The 17,691-nt window shown below is 73.7% G+C and carries 16 protein-coding genes and 1 pseudogene; 15 read left to right on the top strand and 2 right to left on the bottom strand.

Features of this window, described 5'->3' with window-relative positions; translation table 11 throughout:
• Positions 1-38: 38 nt before the first annotated feature.
• The 10 genes and pseudogenes from MU522_RS01545 (at position 39) to MU522_RS01500 (ending at position 11,183) form a co-directional block, all read left to right on the top strand.
• A complete protein-coding gene (locus MU522_RS01545; RefSeq protein WP_246991980.1) occupies positions 39-1,094 on the top strand; it encodes a D-2-hydroxyacid dehydrogenase in 1,056 nt (351 codons plus the stop codon).
• A complete protein-coding gene (locus MU522_RS01540; RefSeq protein WP_246991978.1) occupies positions 1,094-1,873 on the top strand; it encodes an SDR family oxidoreductase in 780 nt (259 codons plus the stop codon). The genes MU522_RS01545 and MU522_RS01540 overlap by 1 nt, the downstream gene beginning before the upstream one ends.
• Before the next feature lie 67 nt (positions 1,874-1,940).
• Positions 1,941-2,941 (top strand): annotated as a pseudogene (locus MU522_RS01535) (zinc-binding dehydrogenase).
• Positions 2,938-3,522 carry a gluconokinase gene (locus MU522_RS01530; protein WP_246991976.1) on the top strand — a complete coding sequence of 195 codons (585 nt, stop codon included), beginning with the start codon at positions 2,938-2,940 and terminating at the stop codon, positions 3,520-3,522. The pseudogene MU522_RS01535 and the gene MU522_RS01530 overlap by 4 nt, the downstream one beginning before the upstream one ends.
• Before the next feature lie 78 nt (positions 3,523-3,600).
• On the top strand, positions 3,601-5,010 hold the full coding sequence (locus MU522_RS01525) for a GntP family permease (protein WP_246991974.1): 1,410 nt from the start codon (positions 3,601-3,603) through the stop codon (positions 5,008-5,010).
• Between the two features lie 208 nt (positions 5,011-5,218).
• A complete protein-coding gene (locus MU522_RS01520; RefSeq protein WP_246991972.1) occupies positions 5,219-5,875 on the top strand; it encodes a 50S ribosomal protein L25/general stress protein Ctc in 657 nt (218 codons plus the stop codon).
• Positions 5,876-5,892: 17 nt separating this feature from the next.
• Positions 5,893-6,468, top strand: a complete 576-nt coding sequence (gene pth / locus MU522_RS01515; protein ID WP_146357999.1) for an aminoacyl-tRNA hydrolase — start codon at positions 5,893-5,895, stop codon at positions 6,466-6,468.
• A 31-nt stretch (positions 6,469-6,499) separates the two neighbouring features.
• Complete coding sequence (locus MU522_RS01510) at positions 6,500-6,979, top strand: hypothetical protein (RefSeq protein ID WP_246991970.1); 480 nt, start codon at positions 6,500-6,502, stop codon at positions 6,977-6,979.
• Positions 6,980-7,071: 92 nt separating this feature from the next.
• Entirely contained in the window at positions 7,072-10,551 is a 3,480-nt protein-coding gene (gene mfd / locus MU522_RS01505) for a transcription-repair coupling factor (RefSeq protein ID WP_246993387.1), read from the top strand.
• Positions 10,548-11,183, top strand: a complete 636-nt coding sequence (locus tag MU522_RS01500) for a MazG family protein (RefSeq protein ID WP_246991968.1) — start codon at positions 10,548-10,550, stop codon at positions 11,181-11,183. Before mfd ends, MU522_RS01500 begins: the two co-directional genes overlap by 4 nt.
• Positions 11,184-11,291: 108 nt before the next feature.
• Here MU522_RS01500 and MU522_RS01495 read toward each other — a convergent pair whose 3' ends face one another.
• Positions 11,292-12,230, bottom strand: a complete 939-nt coding sequence (locus MU522_RS01495) for an NAD(P)-dependent alcohol dehydrogenase (protein ID WP_246991966.1) — start codon at positions 12,228-12,230, stop codon at positions 11,292-11,294.
• Positions 12,231-12,318: 88 nt separating this feature from the next.
• Between MU522_RS01495 and MU522_RS01490 the strand changes: the two genes are divergently transcribed.
• Entirely contained in the window at positions 12,319-12,999 is a 681-nt protein-coding gene (locus MU522_RS01490; RefSeq protein WP_246991964.1) for a TetR/AcrR family transcriptional regulator, read from the top strand.
• Here the strand turns inward: MU522_RS01490 and MU522_RS01485 are convergent.
• Positions 12,912-13,625: a Pr6Pr family membrane protein gene (locus MU522_RS01485; RefSeq protein ID WP_128189908.1), complete on the bottom strand. Its 714-nt coding sequence runs from the start codon at positions 13,623-13,625 to the stop codon at positions 12,912-12,914. The genes MU522_RS01490 and MU522_RS01485 overlap by 88 nt on opposite strands.
• A 70-nt stretch (positions 13,626-13,695) precedes the next feature.
• Between MU522_RS01485 and MU522_RS01480 the strand changes: the two genes are divergently transcribed.
• The 4 genes from MU522_RS01480 to MU522_RS01465 all read left to right on the top strand — a co-directional run bounded on the left by MU522_RS01480 (position 13,696) and on the right by MU522_RS01465 (position 17,681).
• Complete coding sequence (locus tag MU522_RS01480; protein ID WP_246991962.1) at positions 13,696-14,919, top strand: ATP phosphoribosyltransferase regulatory subunit; 1,224 nt, start codon at positions 13,696-13,698, stop codon at positions 14,917-14,919.
• A 442-nt stretch (positions 14,920-15,361) separates the two neighbouring features.
• Positions 15,362-16,642: a phosphopyruvate hydratase gene (gene eno / locus MU522_RS01475; RefSeq protein ID WP_128190310.1), complete on the top strand. Its 1,281-nt coding sequence runs from the start codon at positions 15,362-15,364 to the stop codon at positions 16,640-16,642.
• Positions 16,643-16,692: 50 nt separating this feature from the next.
• On the top strand, positions 16,693-17,151 hold the full coding sequence (locus MU522_RS01470) for a septum formation initiator family protein (protein ID WP_246991960.1): 459 nt from the start codon (positions 16,693-16,695) through the stop codon (positions 17,149-17,151).
• Positions 17,152-17,183: 32 nt separating this feature from the next.
• The gene (locus MU522_RS01465; RefSeq protein ID WP_246993385.1) at positions 17,184-17,681 is read left to right on the top strand and encodes a DUF501 domain-containing protein; all 498 of its coding nucleotides are present in this window, start codon (positions 17,184-17,186) and stop codon (positions 17,679-17,681) included.
• Positions 17,682-17,691: the final 10 nt, after the last annotated feature.

Here is a 17,691-nt window from a genome sequence, read left to right as displayed (position 1 = left end):
GGCATGCCGCCCGGGTAGTCTGATTTCGGAGGACAGCCATGCCCGAGCACACCCTGAAGGTCGCCGTCGCGGTGACCCTCGACGACGCATCCGCCGACCGCATCCGGGCCCTGGAGCCCCGCGTCGAGCTGCTGCGCGACCCCGCGCTCACCCGCCCGTGGCGGTGGAGCGGCGACTGGGAGGGCGACCCCGACTGGGAGCGCACGCCCGAGCAGCAGGCCGCCTTCGAGGCGCTGCTCGACGGCGCCGACGCGCTCTTCGGGCTGCCCGACGTCGACCCGGCCGCGCTCGCCCGCACCGTGCGCGCGAACCCGCGCCTGCGCTGGGTGCACACGACCGCCGCGGGCGGCGGCGGCCAGGTGCGGAAGGCGCAGCTCACGCAGGACGAGCTCGAGCGCGTCGCCGTCACCACGAGCGCGGGCATGCACGCGACGACGCTCGCCGAGTGGGCGCTCTTCGGCGTGCTCGGCGGCGCCAAGGGGCTCCGCCGCCTCGAGGCCGACCAGGCGAGCCGCACGTGGGGCGACGGCCGCCGCATCATGCGGCACGTCGGCGAGATGACGGTGCTCGTCGTCGGCCTCGGCGGCATCGGCAAGGTCGTCGCCGAGCGCTTCGCCGGGCTCGGCGCGACCGTGTGGGGCACGACGCGGCGCGGCGAGCCGGTCGCGCACGTCGACCGCCTCGTGCACATCGACGACCTCGCGGAGGCCGCCGCCGAGGTCGACGCGATCGTCGTGACGCTGCCGGGCACCGAGCGCACCGAGGGCCTCGTCGGCGCCGAGGTGCTCGCCGCCGTGCGTCCCGACACGATCCTCGTGAACGTCGGCCGCGGCTCCGTCGTCGACGAGGGCGCGCTGCTCGACGCCCTCGACGACGGCCGCATCGGCTTCGCCGCGCTCGACGTCACCGCCGTCGAGCCGCTGCCCGACGAGAGCCGGCTGTGGTCGCACCCGGGCGTGCTGCTCAGCCCGCACACCGCGGCGCTCTCGACCCAGGAGCCGCGGCGCATCGCCGAGCTGTTCGCGGCGAACGCCACCCGCCTGCTCGACGGCGCCCCGCTCGAGAACGTGATGGACACCAAGGAGTTCTACTGATGCCGAGCACCGGCCCCGCCCTGTTCGACCTGACGGGGCGCACGGCGCTCGTCACCGGCTCCAGCCAGGGCATCGGGCGCGCGCTCGCGCAGGGCCTCGCCGAGGCGGGGGCGACGGTGGTCGTGCACGGCCGCGACCGTGCGAAGGCCGAGCGCGCCGCCGCCGAGATCGCAGCCGCGACGGGCCGCGAGGCGCACGTCGCGACCTTCGACGTGACGGATGCGTCGGCCGTCGACGCCGGGATCGCCGAGGTCGAGGAGCGGCTCGGCACGCCCGACATCCTCGTGAACAACGCCGGCATCCAGCGCCGCGCCCCGATCACGGAGTTCACCGACGAGGACTGGCACGACCTCGTCGCGACCAACCTCACGAGCGCGTTCCTGCTCTCGCGCCGCGTCGCCCGCGGCATGGTCGAGCGCGGCTCGGGCCGCATCGTCTCGATCGGCAGCGTGCAGTCGCAGCTCGCACGCCCCTCGATCGCGCCCTACAGCGCGACCAAGGGCGCGATCGTGATGCTCACGAAGGGCCTCTGCGCCGACCTCGCGCCGCACGGCATCAGCGTCAACGCGCTCGCGCCCGGCTACTTCGCCACTGAGCTCACGCAGCGGCTCGTCGACGACCCCGAGTTCTCGGCCTGGGTCGCCCAGCGCACGCCCGCCGGCCGCTGGGGCCGCGTCGAGGACCTCGTCGGCACCCTCGTCTTCCTCGCGAGCGACGCGAGCGCCTTCGTCAACGGCCAGACCATCTACGTCGACGGCGGCATGACCGCGGTCGTCTGAGGAGCACGAGTTGAGCGAGAACCTGGCCCTGGTGGCCCACGCGAAGGGCGACGTGCGCGTCGAGGCCATGCCCGAGCCGAAGCCGGCGCCGGACGAGGCGGTCGTCGAGATCGCCTACGGCGGCATCTGCGGCTCGGACCTGCACTACTGGCTGCACGGCGCCGCGGGCGCCTCGATCCTCCGCGAGCCGATGGTGCTCGGGCACGAGATCGTCGGCACGGTGCTCGCCCCCGCCGCCGACGGCACCGGTCCCGCGGCGGGGCAGCCCGTCGCCGTGCACCCCGCGACGCCCGTCGACGACGGCTCGGCGCCGTACCCGGCCGACCGGCCGAACCTCAGCCCCGCCGGCACCTACCTCGGCTCCGCGGCGCGCATGCCGCACACGCACGGCGCGTTCGCGCGGCGCGTCGCGCTGCCCGCCCGCATGCTGCGCTCGATCCCGGCCGGGCTGCCGCTGCGCCTCGCGGCGCTCGCCGAGCCCGCCGCCGTCGCCTGGCACGGCGTCGGCCAGGCGGGCGACATCGCCGGCCGTCGCGTGCTCGTGATCGGCACCGGCCCGATCGGCGCGCTCGCGGTCGCCGTCGCGCGCCACCACGGCGCGGCCGAGGTCGTCGCGACCGACCTCCACCCGCATCCGCGCGCGCTGGCCGAGCGGCTCGGCGCCCGCGCCCTCGACGCGGCGGATGCCGAGGGCATCGCGGCCGTGCACGCCGACGTGGTCATCGAGTCGTCGGGCACCGTCCCGGGCTCGCCGCCGCGATCAGCGGCGCGCGCCGCGGCGGCACCGTCGTGCTGCTGGGCCTCCAGCGCGCCGGTGACGTGCCGGTGCCGATGGCGAGCGCCATCACCCGCGAGCTGACGCTCGTCGGCTCGTTCCGGTTCAACGACGAGATCGACGAGGTGCTCGCCGCGCTCGCCGACGGCTCGCTCGACGCGGAGGCGGCCATCAGCCACGAGCTGCGGATCGAGCAGGGCGCCGTGGCGCTCGAGCTCGCTCGCGACGCATCCGTATCCTCGAAGGTGCTGCTGACGTTCGCGGCCGAGACTGACGAAGGAGCAGGGCGATGAGCGAGACGCGCTACCCGTCGATGATCATCATGGGCGTGCAGGGTTCGGGGAAGTCGACGATCGGGCAGGCGCTCGCGGAGCGGCTGAACATCGACTTCGTCGACGGCGACGACCTGCACCCGCCGGCCAACAAGGCCAAGATGGCCGCGGGCACGCCGCTCACCGACGAGGACCGCGTGCCGTGGCTGAAGACGATCGGCCAGACGATCGCCGACGGTCGCGCCGCCGGCCGGGTGACGATCGTCGCGTGCTCGGCGCTCAAGCGCTGGTACCGCGAGCTGCTGCGCTCGAGCGACCAGGAGCTCGTCTTCGTGCACCTGTCGGGGGAGCAGGGCCTCCTCGCCGACCGCCTCGCGCACCGCGACCACGAGTTCATGCCGACGACCCTGCTCACGAGCCAGCTCGAGACCCTCGAGCCGCTCGCCGACTGGGAGCGCGGCATCGTCATCTCGGTCGAGCAGACCCCGGCGGCGATCGTCGACGAGGTGACGCGCATCCTCATCGGCCGCGCGGCCGGCCGTCCCGTCGCGCCGGGCCCCGGCGCCGCGCTCACCGGCGCGATCGACCTCCTGCGCGCCTGACCCGCCCGCACCTGTCCCACCGCCGCAGTCGGACCCCACTGCGTCCCCACCGCACCACCCCACACACAGGAGACACCGATGGATGACCTCGTCCTCAACTGGGAGCTCGGCACGGGAGGCCTGCTGCTGCTCGCAGCCGCGGGCATCGCCCTGCTGCTCGTGCTCATCATGGCCTTCCGGATCCACGCGTTCGTCGCGCTGATGATCACGAGCCTGCTGACGGCGATCGCCGCCGGCATCCCCTTCAACCGCCTGCTCGAGGCCATCGCCTTCGGCTTCAACCCGACGCTCGGCAACGTCATGCTGCTCGTCGCGCTCGGCGCGATGCTCGGCCGCATGATCGAGACCTCCGGCGGCGCGCGCGTGCTCACCGACAAGCTCATCGCGCGCTTCGGCGAGCAGCGGGCCGCGATGGCCGTCGGCGTCGCGAGCCTGCTGATGGGCTTCCCGATCTTCTTCGACGCCGGCCTCGTCGTCATGATGCCGATCATCTACGCCGTGGCGCGCCGCCTCGGCGGATCGCTGCTGACCGTCGCGTTCCCCGCGGCGCTCGCCTTCAGCTCCATGCACATCTTCGTGCCGCCGCACCCGGGCCCCGTCTCGGCATCCGCCATCCTCGGCGCCGACGTCGGCCTCGTGCTCATCCTCGGCCTCGTCGTCGCGATCCCCGTCTGGTACCTCGTCGGCGTGCTCTTCGGCGGCTGGGTCGGCCGCAAGTACGACATCGCGGTGCCCACGATCCTCGACGGCACCCCCGACGAGGACCGCGAGATGGAGTCGAACCCGTCGTTCGGCAAGATCATGCTGCTGCTCGCGCTGCCGCTCGTGCTCATCCTCATGAACACCGGCCTCAACATGTACGCCTCGACCACCGACGACCCTGACGCCTTCAAGGCCGAGCCGGTCGTCGCGCTGCTGCGCACGCTCGGCGAGACGCCCATCGCGCTGCTCATCACGGTGCTCGTCTCGATGTGGCTCCTCGGCTGGGGCATGGGCAAGTCCGGCAGCCTCATCGACAAGGTCGCAGACAGCGCCCTCGGGCCGATCGCCTCCGTCGTGCTCGTCACCGGCGCCGGCGGCATGTTCGGCGGCGTGCTGCGCGTCACCGGCATCGGCGACGCGATCGCCGACTCGCTCAACTCGATCGGCATGCCCGTCATCGTCGCCGCGTTCCTCATCTCGCTCATCGTGCGCATCGCGCAGGGCTCGGCGACCGTCGCCCTCACGACCGCCGCGTCGCTCATGGCGGGCGTGGTCGTGAACGGCGGCTTCAACCCCGTCGAGGTCGCGGCGATCGTGCTCGCGACCGCGGCAGGCTCGGTCGGCTTCAGTCACGTGAACGACTCGGGCTTCTGGCTCGTCAGCAAGTTCTTCGGCCTCGACGTGAAGACGACGCTGAAGACCTGGACGGTCGCGCAGGGCCTCATGGCCATCGTCGGCTTCGTGATCAGCTACGCGATCTTCCTGGTCGGCGGCCTGTTCGGCTGACCGCGGATCGCGCTGTGCAGCACCGGGGGCCTCGCGAGGGGCCCCCGGTGCTGTAGAGTCTGAGGCTGAACTTCGGCGAGGGGTGCATCGGCATCCGTGATCGACGCGGTGGCAGCAGCGGACACAGTCTCCAACAGGCGCAGTCCTCACGCCTCGCGCGTTCGAGTCGACACACACTGACGGGCCCCGGCCCACGAGGAGCACTTCCATGAGCACCGACGACAACAAGCTCTCCAGCGAGATCCGCTCGTCCTTCGGCAAGGGCGCGGCCCGCAAGCTGCGCGCCGCCGGCAAGGTCCCCGCGGTCCTCTACGGCCACGGCACCGAGCCGCAGCACCTCACCTTCGACGCGCACGACGTCTTCATGCTCGTGCGCCGCTCGAACGCGGTGCTCGACCTGCAGATCGAGGGCTCGTCGCAGCTCGCGCTCGTGAAGGACATCCAGCGCAACCCCGTCCTCCAGGGCGTGCAGGCGATCGAGCACCTCGACCTCGTCATCGTCCAGCGCGGCGAGAAGGTCACGGTCGACGTGCCCGTGCACCTCGAGGGCGAGTCGGCCCCCGGCACCATCACCAACTTCGAGTCGACCTCCATCTCCATCGAGGTCGAGGCCCTGCACATCCCCGACTCCATCACGGTCTCCATCGAGGGCCTCGAGGAGGGCGCGCACGTGCTCGCCGGCCAGGTCGAGCTCCCCAAGGGCGCTACGCTGCTCACCGACCCCGAGGCGCTCGTCGTCGGCATCATCGTGCCCGCGGCCCCCGTGCTCGAGGACGAGGACGCCGCGCCCGCCGAGGGCGAGACGGCCGAGGCCGAGGCTGAGGGCGAGTCCGAGGAGTCGGCCGAGGGCGAGTCGGCGGAGTAGTCCGCGAGGAGCGCTCCGTGGCGCAGACGTGGCTCGTGGTCGGGCTCGGGAATCCCGGGCCCGACTACGCGCGCACGCGCCACAACATCGGCCAGATGGCCCTCGCCGAGGTCGAGCGGCGCGCCGGCGCGACGCCGAAGCGCCACGGCCGCGCCGAGGCGCTCGTCGCCGAGTCGCGCATCATCGGCGGCCCGAAGGTCGTCACCGCGTTCCCCACCAGCTGGATGAACCGCTCCGGCGGCCCGGTCGCGAAGCTCATGGACTGGTACGGCGTCGAGCCCGACCACGTCATCGTCCTGCACGACGAGCTCGACCTGCCGCTCGGCACCGTGCGCCTCAAGCAGGGCGGCGGCCACGGCGGCCACAACGGCATGCGCGACATCATCGCCGCGCGCGGCGGCGACGTGCTGCGGGTGCGGCTGGGGATCGGCCGTCCGCCCGGCAGGCAGGACGCCGCCGACTTCGTGCTCCGGCCCTTCGCGAAGGCCGAGCAGGACGAGGCCGACCTGCTCGTGCAGCTCGGCGCCGACGCCGTCGAGCGGATCATCGCCGAGGGCTTCCTGGAGGCGCAGCAGCGCATCCACGCCCCGTAGCATGGGGAGCCGAATCGGAAGGAGTGCGCCCGTGCGCCGAACCGCCCTGCGAGCCGCAGCCCTCATCGCGGCGAGCCTCGTGCTCGTCGGCTGCGCGAGCGGCGACCCCGAGGCGCCCGCCGAGGCGCAGGGCCCGAACGGCTACGAGCTCGCCGCCACGCTCGACGACGGATCCGAGCTCTGGTCCGACCGCAGCTCCGAGTCGGGGCTCACCGACCTCATCCTCGAGACGCCCGAGGGCCGCATGATCCACTCGTGCCTCGGCTCCGGGCCGCTCATGTGCTGGGACGACCCGCTCGAACCGGCGATGCTGCTCGTCATCGGGCCGCCCGAGGGCACCGCCGCGACCCTCAGCTGGTACGGCGAGAGCCTCCCGCTCACTGCCGGCGAGCGTGAGGCCGACGACGCCCCCTCCGTGTTCGCGCTCGTGCTGCCCGACTACGAGGCGAACGACCAGGGATGGCGGCTCGAGGTGACCGACGCCTCCGGCGCGGTCGTCATGACCTCGTGAGCCTCCGGCCGCTGCTCGAGCTGCTCGAGCGCGGCGCGCTCGCCCCGGTCGTCGAGGCGAGCCGCGGGGGCGCGCTCACCGGCATCGAGGCGATGCGCGCGCCCGTCGCGGCGTCGATCGCGAACGCGCACGAGCGGCCGCTGCTCGTCATCACCGCGACCCGCCGCGAGGCGGAGGCGGTGCGCGACGACCTCGCCGCGTGGCTGCCCGAGGCCGAGCTGCTCGACCTGCCCGCGTGGGAGACGCTGCCGCACGAGCGGCTGAGCCCGTCCGCCGAGACGGTCGGCAGGCGCGGCGCCACGCTCCGCGCCGTCGCCGAGCGCGACGGCTCCCGCCCGACGATCGTGATCGCCTCGGTGCGCGCCGCGCTGCAGCCCGTCGCCGACAACCTGCTGTCGGTGCAGCCGATCGAGCTCGTCGCGGGTGCGCGCGGCATCGACCTCGCGGCGCTCTCGCGGCACCTGGTCGACCTCGCCTACGCGCGGGTCGACATGGTCACCCGCCGTGGCGAGTTCGCGGTGCGCGGCGGCATCGTCGACGTCTTCGCGCCCGCCGACGACCACCCGGTGCGCATCGAGCTCTTCGGCGACGAGGTCGAGCAGATGCGCTGGTTCCACGTCGCCGACCAGCGCTCCGACGCCGAGCCGATCGAGCGCATCGTGCTGCCGCCCACTCGCGAGCTGCTGCTGACCGAGCCGGTGCGGCAGCGGGCCCGCCAGCTCGCCCCCGAGTTCCCGGGCATCCAGCAGATGCTCGAGAAGATCGCCGAGGGGATGCCCGTGGAGGGCATGGAGTCGCTCGCGCCGGCCCTGCTGCCGCGGCTCGTCCCCATCACGCACTACCTGCCCGACGCGGGCGTGCTCGTGCTCGGGCCCGAGCGCATCCGCGACCGCGTCGCGAGCCTCAACGAGACGAACCACGAGTTCCTCGAGGCCGCGTGGAGCGCCGCGACCGCCGGCGGCGAGGCGCCCGTCGACCTCGCGGGCGGGTTCCTCGACCTCGACGAGCTGCGCGAGTCGGTGCGCGCGCCCTGGTGGACGTTCTCGGTGCTGCGCGGCGGCGACGACGTCACCGCCCTCGAGGCGGACGCCGTGCCGAGCTTCGCGGGGCAGGCCGACGGCGCGGTCGAGCACCTGCGCGAGCGCGCCCGCGAGGGCTGGCGCATCGTCGTCACCGCCGCCGGGCACGGCATGGTCGAGCGCGCCGCGCAGGTGCTCGGCGAGCACGGCCTCGCCGCCCGCGAGGTGGAGGCGCTGCCCGCCGAGCTCGAGCCGGGCGTCGTGCACGTCACGCAGGCGTCGGTCGAGCACGGCTTCTCGCTGCCCGAGGAGCGGCTCGAGCTCGTCAGCGAGGCGGAGTTCTTCGGCCGCGCCGTCGGCGTCGACCAGCGCCAGTCGCGGCGGCTCGCCACGCGGCGCCGCTCGGTCGTCGACCCGCTCCAGCTGAAGCCCGGCGACTACGTCGTGCACGACACGCACGGCGTCGGCCGCTTCGTCGAGCTCACGCAGCGCACCGTCTCCACCGGCGGGCGCAGCCCCGTGAAGACGACCCGCGAGTACCTCGTCATCGAGTACGCACCCTCGAAGCGCGGCCACCCCGGCGACCGGCTGTCGGTGCCCACCGACCAGCTCGACCAGCTGAGCCGCTACGTCGGCGGCGAGTCGCCCCAGCTGTCGAAGATGGGCGGCAGCGACTGGCAGCAGTCGAAGGCGAAGGCCAGGAAGGCCGTGCGCGAGATCGCGGTCGAGCTCGTGCAGCTCTACTCGGCGCGGATGGCGTCGAAGGGCCGCGCGTTCGGTCCCGACAGCCCGTGGCAGCGCGAGCTCGAGGACGCGTTCCCGTATGCCGAGACGCCCGACCAGCTGACGACCATCGACGAGGTGAAGCGCGACATGGAGCGCTCGGTGCCGATGGACCGGCTGCTCTCGGGCGACGTCGGCTACGGCAAGACCGAGGTCGCCGTGCGCGCCGCGTTCAAGGCGGTGCAGGACGGCGCGCAGGTCGCGGTGCTCGTGCCGACGACGCTGCTCGTGCGGCAGCACTTCGAGACGTTCGCGTCGCGCTTCGCCGGATTCCCGGTGCACGTGCGCGCCCTCAGCCGCTTCCAGACCGACAAGGAGGTGCGCGAGACGATCGCGGGCCTCGCCGACGGCACCGTCGACGTCGTGATCGGCACCCACCGCATCCTCTCCGACCGCATCCGCTTCAAGGAGCTCGGGCTCGTCATCATCGACGAGGAGCAGCGCTTCGGCGTCGAGCACAAGGAGCAGCTCAAGGCGCTGAAGACCAACGTCGACGTGCTCGCGATGTCGGCGACGCCCATCCCTCGCACGCTCGAGATGGCGGTCACGGGCATCCGCGAGATGTCGACGCTCGCGACGCCGCCCGAGGCGCGGCATCCGGTGCTCACCTTCGTCGGCGCGTACAACGAGCAGCAGGTGGCTGCGGCGATCCGCCGCGAGCTGCTGCGCGAGGGCCAGGTGTTCTTCGTGCACAACCGGGTCTCGTCGATCAACAAGGTCGCGGCGCAGCTCGCCGAGCTCGTGCCCGAGGCGCGCATCGGCGTCGCGCACGGCAAGATGCCGGAGACGGCGCTCGAGCGGGTGATCGTCGACTTCTGGGAGAAGCAGTACGACGTGCTCGTCTCCACCACCATCGTCGAGACCGGCCTCGACATCCCCAACGCCAACACGCTCATCGTCGATCGCGCCGAGCGCTACGGGCTCAGCCAGCTGCACCAGCTGCGCGGGCGCGTCGGCCGCGGCCGCGAGCGCGCCTACGCGTACTTCCTCTACGACGCCGAGACGCCGCTGTCCGAGACCGCGCACGACCGGCTCGAGACGATCGCCGTGCACAACGAGCTCGGCGCGGGCATGCAGGTGGCGCTCAAGGACCTCGAGATCCGCGGCGCCGGCAACCTGCTCGGCGGCGAGCAGTCGGGCCACATCGCCGGCGTCGGCTTCGACCTGTACCTGCGCATGGTGGGCGAGGCGGTCGCGGTCTTCCGCGGCGAGGAGGACGAGGGGCCGCGCGAGCTGCGGCTCGAGCTGCCGGTCGACGCGGTGATCCCCGAGGACTACGTCGACTCGGAGCGCCTGCGCCTCGAGGCCTACCAGAAGCTCTCGTCCGCGGCGTCGGCGCGCGACGACGAGTCGATCGACCACGTGCTCGAGGAGCTGCGCGACCGCTACGGCCCGCCGCCCGCGCAGGTGACGGCGCTCGTCGCCATGGCGCGGCTGCGGCGCAAGGCGCAGCGCGCGAAGCTCTCGGAGGTCATCACGGTCGGGCCGAACCTGCGCATCGGCCCCGCCGAGCTCGCCGACTCGGTGCAGCTGCGGCTGCGGCGCATGTACCCGGGCGCGAAGGTCAACGAGACCGCGAAGACGCTCGTCGTGCCGATCCCAACGGCCGGCGGCGGCCGGCTCGCCGGCACGCAGGCGGAGCCGCTGCCCGATGCCGAGCTCATCGCGTGGGTGGATGCGCTGCTGAAGGCGATCTTCCCGCCGCCCAGGCCGGCCGACGACCAGGCCGAGCGGCCTGCCGGGGAGCCGGCGGGGGAGCGAACGGCGTGAGCGCCCTCGACGACCTCGTCGCCGTCATGGCGCAGCTGCGGGCGCCCGGAGGCTGCCCGTGGGACGCCGAGCAGACGCACGCGTCGCTCGTGCCCTTCCTCATCGAGGAGGCGCATGAGCTCGCCGAGGCGATCGAGGCGGGCGACGCCGACGACGCCCACCTGCGCGAGGAGCTCGGCGACGTGCTGCTGCAGGTCGTCTTCCACGCCGACATCGCCCGCGCCGAGGGCCGCTTCGACCTCGACGACGTCGCGCGCGGGCTCGCCGAGAAGCTGCGCCGGCGGCATCCGCACGTCTTCGCCGACGTCGCCGTCACGGGCGTCGACGACGTGGTGGCGAACTGGGATGCGCTGAAGCGAGCCGAGAAGCCCGAGCGCGGCAGCGCGCTCGACGGCATCCCGGCGGGCCTGCCCGCGCTCGCGCGCGCCGAGAAGATGCTGCGCCGCGCCGAGCGCGCGGGCCTGACGACGTCGGATGCGACGGGCCCGGCCACCGAGGAGGCGCTCGGGGCCGAGCTGCTCGCGCTCGTGCGCGGCGCGGCTGCCCGCGGGCTCGACGCCGAGCGGGCGCTCCGCGCCGCCACCCGCGAGCTCGAGGCGAGCCTCCGCGCCGAGGAGGCCGGCCGCGCCTGAGCCCCCCCCCGGTCGATTGGTCACGATCGGTCGGCTGCGCCCCGGGAGAGCAACACTTCGTGACCAATCGGCGGGGAGCGGTGGCCGCGGGCACCGCCGCGGCTGGCCCTAGGGCCGCACCACCACGTTCCCGACCTTGTGGCCGGAGTCGACGATCGCGTGCGCGCGGGCGATCTCGGCCATCGGCAGCGACTGCACGACCGGGTCGAGCTCGCCGGTCGCGAGCAGCGCGAGCAGCCGCTCGATGTGCTCGCGCCGCGCGCGGGCGATCCCAGCTTTGACCGCGCCGCGCGCCGTCATGGTCTGCCAGAGCGTGGCGGCGACGAGGATGAGCGTGCCGCCGTCGGCGAGGAGCCGCCGGCCGCTCGCGGGGGAGAGCGCGCCGACCGCGTCGAGCACCACGTCGAAGCGCCGGCCGAGCGCGGTGACGTCGGTCGTCGCGCGATCGACCACCTCCTCCGCGCCGAGCCGACGCACGAGCTCGGCGTTCTGCGCGCTCACGACCGCGGTCACGTGCGCGCCCGCGAGCCGCGCCACCTGCACCGCACTCGTTCCGACCGCGCCCGCGGCGCCGACGACGAGCACCGACTGCCCCTCGCGCAGCTTCGCGACGTCCAGCAGGAAGTGCATCGCCGTCGTGCCGCCGAAGACCACGGCTGCCGAGTCGTCGAGCGCGACGCCCTCGGGGACCCGCACGAGCCGGTCGGCGCGCAGCGCGATCAGTTCGGCGTGGCCGCCGTGCCCGCTCGCGCACACCACGGCGTCGCCCGGCGCGAGCCCCTCGACGCCCTCGCCGACCGCCTCGACCGTGCCCGCGAGGGCGAAGCCGAGGATGCGCCGGCGCGGCCCGCGCAGGCCGAGCGCGAGGCGAGCGGGAACCGCGAAGCCGCGCGGGAAGCGCGCGCCGCGGATCCGGGCGTCGCCCGAGCTCACGGTCGCCGCCGCGACGCGCACGAGCGCCTCGCCCGGGCCCGCCACGGGGGCCGCGACATCGGCGACCCTCGCGACCTCGGGTGGGCCGTACCGGTCGATGACCACTGCGCGCATCCGATGCTCCTTACAGGTGTAAGCCGATCTGGCGCCAGCGTAGCCTTACAGTTGTAAGCCCGCAAGGGTCCCGTCGAGGAGGTGGCGCATGAGCCAGGGGAGCGGAGCACCGCGGCGCAGCCGCGAGCCGCTCAGCCGCGAGCGCGTCGTCGCCGCGGCGGTCGCCGTCGCCGACCGCGACGGGCTCGCCGGCGTCAGCATGCGCAGCGTCGGCCGGGAGCTCGGCGTGGAGGCCATGTCGCTCTACCACCACGTCGCGAGCAAGGAGGCGCTGCTCGACGAGCTCGCCGGCTGGCTCATGGCCCAGATCGAGCCGCCGCGGCCCGGCGACGCGTGGCGCGAGGGCCTGCGCCGTCGCGCGCACTCCGCGCGCGCCGTCATGGGGGCGCACGCCTGGGGGCTCGGCTTCGTCGAGTCGCGCCGCGCCCCCGGCGAGGCGCTCATGCAGGGGCACGAGGCGGTGCTCGAGTGCCTGCGGGCCGACGGCGTGCCGCTGCGGCTCGCGGCCCACGCCTTCTCGGTGCTCGACGCCTACGTCTACGGCTTCGCGCTCACCGAGCAGCACCTGCCGTTCGAGCCCGGCGGCGCCGAGGCGATGGTCGACGAGCTGGCGCTGCCGGCCGACCGCTTCCCGCGCCTGGCCGAGCTTGTCGCCGAGCTCGTCGTCGGCAGCGACTACGACTACGGCGACGAGTTCGCGTACGGCCTCGAGCTCGTGCTCGACGCGATCGAGGCACGGCTGGCGGCCTGCACGCCCGACTCGCGGTAGCGGAGGCGCCCGAGGCCGGCGACGATGAAGATGCCCACGACGAACGCGATGAGCACCTGCCCCGTCGGCCACACCAGCCCCGCCCATCCGCCGTGCTCGCCCGGGTCGAGGAACGGGTAGGGGAACCAGCCGTCGACGAGCGCGCCTCGCAGCCACGACGCGGCGAGGTAGGCCACCGGATAGCCCATCCACCACGCGGCCCGCGAGAGCCGGATGCGCCCCGCGGCGGGCACGAGCAGCCAGTCGAGCCCGACCATCCAGGGGATGAAGCGGTGCTGCGCGGCGTTGGTGTACTCGATCGTCCACGCCCACACCTCGTCGGGCTTCGCGAGCAGCACCGCGTAGACGAGCCCCGTGAGCACGATGTACGCGGTGATCGCGCCGCGCACGTGGTCGAACCAGCGGGGCCTGCGCCACTGCGGCACGACCAGCATCCACGCCATGAGGGCGATCACCAGCAGGTTCGACTGCACCGTGAAGTACGCGAAGTGCTCGCTCGCGCGCTCGCCCGACTCGAGCATGTTCTTGATGTTCCAGATCTCGGCCGAGACGGCGAGGAGGAGGATGCCGACCCGCCACGCCACGACGGGCACGGCGCGGTCGTGGAGGGGCCAGCGACGTCGCACCAGCCCATGATGGCATCGGCGGATGCGCGGGCGGCGCGGGCCGCGCACACCGTGCGGGAGAATGGTCGCCATGGCAACCCAGGTGCACCCGCCGCGCGGCATGCGCGACTTCCTGCCCGTCGAGAAGCGCCGCCGCGAGCGCGTGCTCCGCGTCATCCGGGACGCCTACGAGGACCACGGGTTCGAGGAGATCGAGACGCCCGTCGTCGAGGACGCCGAGCGCCTGCACGCGGGCCTGGGCGGCGACAACGAGAAGCTCGCGTTCGCGGTCATGCGCCGGGGCCTCGCCGTCGACGACCTCCGCTCGGCCGCGGCGCCGCTCGACCTGGCCGACCTCGGGCTGCGCTTCGACCTGACGGTGCCGCTCGCGCGCTTCATCGCCACGCACCGGGCGGCGCTGCCGCCGGTGTTCCGCGCGATCCAGATCGCGCCGGTGTGGCGCGCCGAGCGGCCGCAGCGCGGGCGCTTCCGCCAGTTCATGCAGTGCGACATCGACATCGCCGGCGAGCCGGGCATCGCGGCCGAGCTCGAGCTGCTCGCCGCGACGGGGGATGCGCTGACCCGGCTCGGCATCCCGGACGCGTTCGTGCGCATCAACGACCGCCGCATCCTCGCCGCGGCGCTGGAGCACGCCGGCGTGCCCGGGGCCGAGCGCGAGGGCGCGCTCATCACGGTCGACAAGCTCGACAAGATCGGCCGCGAGGGCGTGGCCGAGGAGCTGGGCAGCCGCGGCATCGACGGCGCCCGGCTGCTCACGACGCTCGACGCGATCCGCGACGGCGCGGCGCTGCCGGACGGCTTCGACCCGGCCGTGCTCGACGACGTGCGCTCCCTGCTCGACGCCCGCGTCGGCATCCGCCTCGAGTTCGACCCGACGCTCGTGCGCGGCATGGGCTACTACACCGGCCCGATCTTCGAGATCGCGCACCCCGAGCTGCCGTTCTCGATCGGCGGCGGCGGCCGCTACGACGGCATGATCGGCCGCTTCCTCGGCCAGGACATGCCTGCGGTCGGCATCTCGCTCGGCTTCGAGCGGCTCGTCGACCTCGTCGAGCTGCCCGCGGGCGGCGCGCGCGATGCGCTCGCGCTCCTCGTCGACAAGGCGACGCCGCCGGCCGACGCGCTCGCGATCAAGCGCGACCTCGTCGCCGCGGGCGAGACCGTGCGCATGCAGCGCCGCACGAAGAACGTGACCGGCATGCTCGAACAGCTCGCCGCATCCGGCGCCACCCGCTTCGCCTTCGTGCGCCCCGGCGACTCGGCCGCGAGCCTCGAGGTGAAGCCGATCGCCTGACCCGCCGCCTCGAGCGGCGCCTCCCGCGATCGAGCGGCGCTCCCCGCGATCGAGCGGCGCCCCGCGCGATCGAGTGGCGCTCCCCGCGATCGAGTGGCGCTCCGCGCGATCGAGTGGCGCTCCGCGCGATCGAGTGGCGGTTCGCGCGATCGAGTGACGCCCCGGCCCTTGCCCTGGCCACTCCCGCGATTCCGCCGCGAAGGCGCCACTCGATGTCTGCGGGCGCCACTCGATCCCCGGACCCGCCACTCGATGTCCGGAGGCGCCACTCGACCGCCGCGCGCGCCGCTCGATGTCGGGAGGCGCCACTCGATGCAGGGAGGCGCCGCTCATGCGGAGGCGCGCGGGAGGGCGGATGCGCTCCCACAGCGGGCGGGTGTGCAGGGATGCGCCCAGGACTAGGCTCGTCAGCGGCCGTCCACTGCGAACCCTAGGAGCACCCGTGGCACTCATCGACACCCTGCAGGCGCGCGAGATCCTCGACTCCCGCGGCAACCCGACCGTCGAGGTCGAGGTGCTGCTCTCGGACGGCTCGGTCGGCCGGGCCGCGGTGCCGAGCGGCGCATCCACCGGCGCCTTCGAGGCGTACGAGCTGCGCGACGGCGACAGCGCCCGCTACGCCGGCAAGGGCGTCGAGCAGGCCGTCGACGCGGTCAACGAGGAGATCGCCGAGGCGATCGAGGGCCTCACCGCCGACGACCAGCGCGTCGTCGACGCGACGCTCATCGAGCTCGATGGCAGCGACAACAAGAAGAACCTCGGCGCCAACGCCATCCTCGGCGTCTCGCTCGCGGTCGCGAAGGCCGCCGCCGACTCGGCGAAGCTGCCCCTGTTCCGCTACCTCGGCGGACCGAACGCGTTCCTGCTGCCCGTGCCGATGATGAACGTCATCAACGGCGGCGCGCACGCCGACACCGGCGTCGACATCCAGGAGTTCATGATCCTGCCGATCGGCGCGGAGTCGTTCCGCGAGGGCCTGCGCTGGGGCACGGAGACCTACCACGTGCTCAAGAGCATCCTCAAGGAGCAGGGCCTCTCTACCGGCCTCGGCGACGAGGGCGGCTTCGCGCCCGACCTCGCGAGCAACCGCACGGCGCTCGACCTGCTCGTGCAGGCCATCGAGAAGGCGGGCTTCACGCCCGGCACCGACATCGCGCTCGGCCTCGACGTGGCGGCGACGGAGTTCTTCGAGAACGGCGTCTACCGCTTCGAGGGCCAGGAGCGCTCGGCGTCCGACATGTCCGACTACTTCGCCGAGCTGGTCGACTCCTACCCGCTCGTCACCATCGAGGACCCGATGAGCGAGGAGGACTGGGAGGGCTGGACCGGCATCACCGAGCGCCTCGACGACCGCGTGCAGATCGTCGGCGACGACCTGTTCGTCACGAACCCCGAGCGCCTCGTCGACGGCATCGAGCGCGGCGCCGCGAACGCGCTGCTCGTGAAGGTCAACCAGATCGGCACGCTCTCCGAGACCTTCGACGCGATCCGCATCGCGACGCAGGCGGGCTACTCGTCGGTGCTCTCGCACCGGTCGGGCGAGACCGAGGACACCACGATCGCCGACATCGCGGTCGCCGTGAACGCTGGCCAGATCAAGACGGGCGCCCCCGCTCGCAGCGAGCGCGTCGCGAAGTACAACCAGCTGCTGCGCATCGAGGAGGACCTCGGCGAGGCCGCGGAGTACGCCGGCGCCGCCGCGTTCCCGCGCTTCGAGGGCTGACCCCCGCGGTTCGGCCGCGACGGGAGGGCACTCGCCGATATCCTCGGCGGGTGCCCTCCGTCCGTCCTGCCTCCGGTCAGCTGCGCGTGTCGTGGCTCCTGCTCGTCGCGGTCGGCCTCGTCCTCGCCGGCGTCGTCACGCTCGCGCCCTCCATCGGGCTGCTGCTCGAGCAGCGCCGCGACATCGCCGCGCTCGAGGCGCAGGTGACGGCGCAGCAGGAGAACGTCGAGGCGCTGCAGCAGGAGCAGGCGCGCTGGGACGACCCCGCCTACATCGAGGCGCAGGCGCGCGACCGGCTGTTCTTCGTCTACCCGGGCGAGACGAGCTTCGTGCTGCTCGACGACCGGTCGGCGCTCGAGACGGCCTCCGCCGACGTGCCCTCGGCGACGATCGAGCAGCCGACCGAGGACTGGGTCGCCGCGACCGCCACGTCGTTCCTCGTCGCGGGCCTGACCGACGACGGGCCGTCGTCGTTCGGCGAGCCGGCCGAGGTGGGGGAGCCGCAGTGATCGACCCGGCCACCGAGCGCGACCTCGAGATCATGGCGTCCCAGCTCGGCCGCACGATGCGCGGCGTGCTCGGCATCGGCGCCCGCTGCGCGTGCGGCGCGCCGACCGTCCTGGTGACGGCGCCGCGACTGCCCGACGGCACGCCGTTCCCCACCTTCTACTACCTCACGCATCCGGCCGCCGCCGCCTCCGCGTCGCGGCTCGAGGCCGACGGCACGATGGCCGAGCTGCAGCGGCGGCTCGAGGAGCCCGAGACGGCGGATGCGTATGCCGCGGCCCATGCGGCGTACCTCGCCGACCGGGAGGCCCACGGGCACGTCGAGGAGATCGCCGGCATCTCGGCCGGCGGCATGCCGACGCGGGTGAAGTGCCTGCACGCGGTGATCGCGCACTCGCTCGCCGCCGGACCGGGCGTGAACCCGATCGGCGACGCCGCCCTGGCGCTCGCCGACTGGTCGCCCGAGGTGTGCGCCTGCCCGCCCGAGGACCGGGGCCCGCGCGCGACCGGCACGGATTCCCACCCGCGATAGACTGCTCCCA

Origin of the sequence: Agrococcus sp. SCSIO52902, from assembly GCF_022983135.1 — a bacterium.
GTDB classification, from domain to species: Bacteria; Actinomycetota; Actinomycetes; order Actinomycetales; family Microbacteriaceae; genus Agrococcus; species Agrococcus sediminis.
The sequence above is the reverse complement of the archived record's forward strand: the minus strand, read 5'-3'. Positions and strand labels throughout refer to the sequence as shown.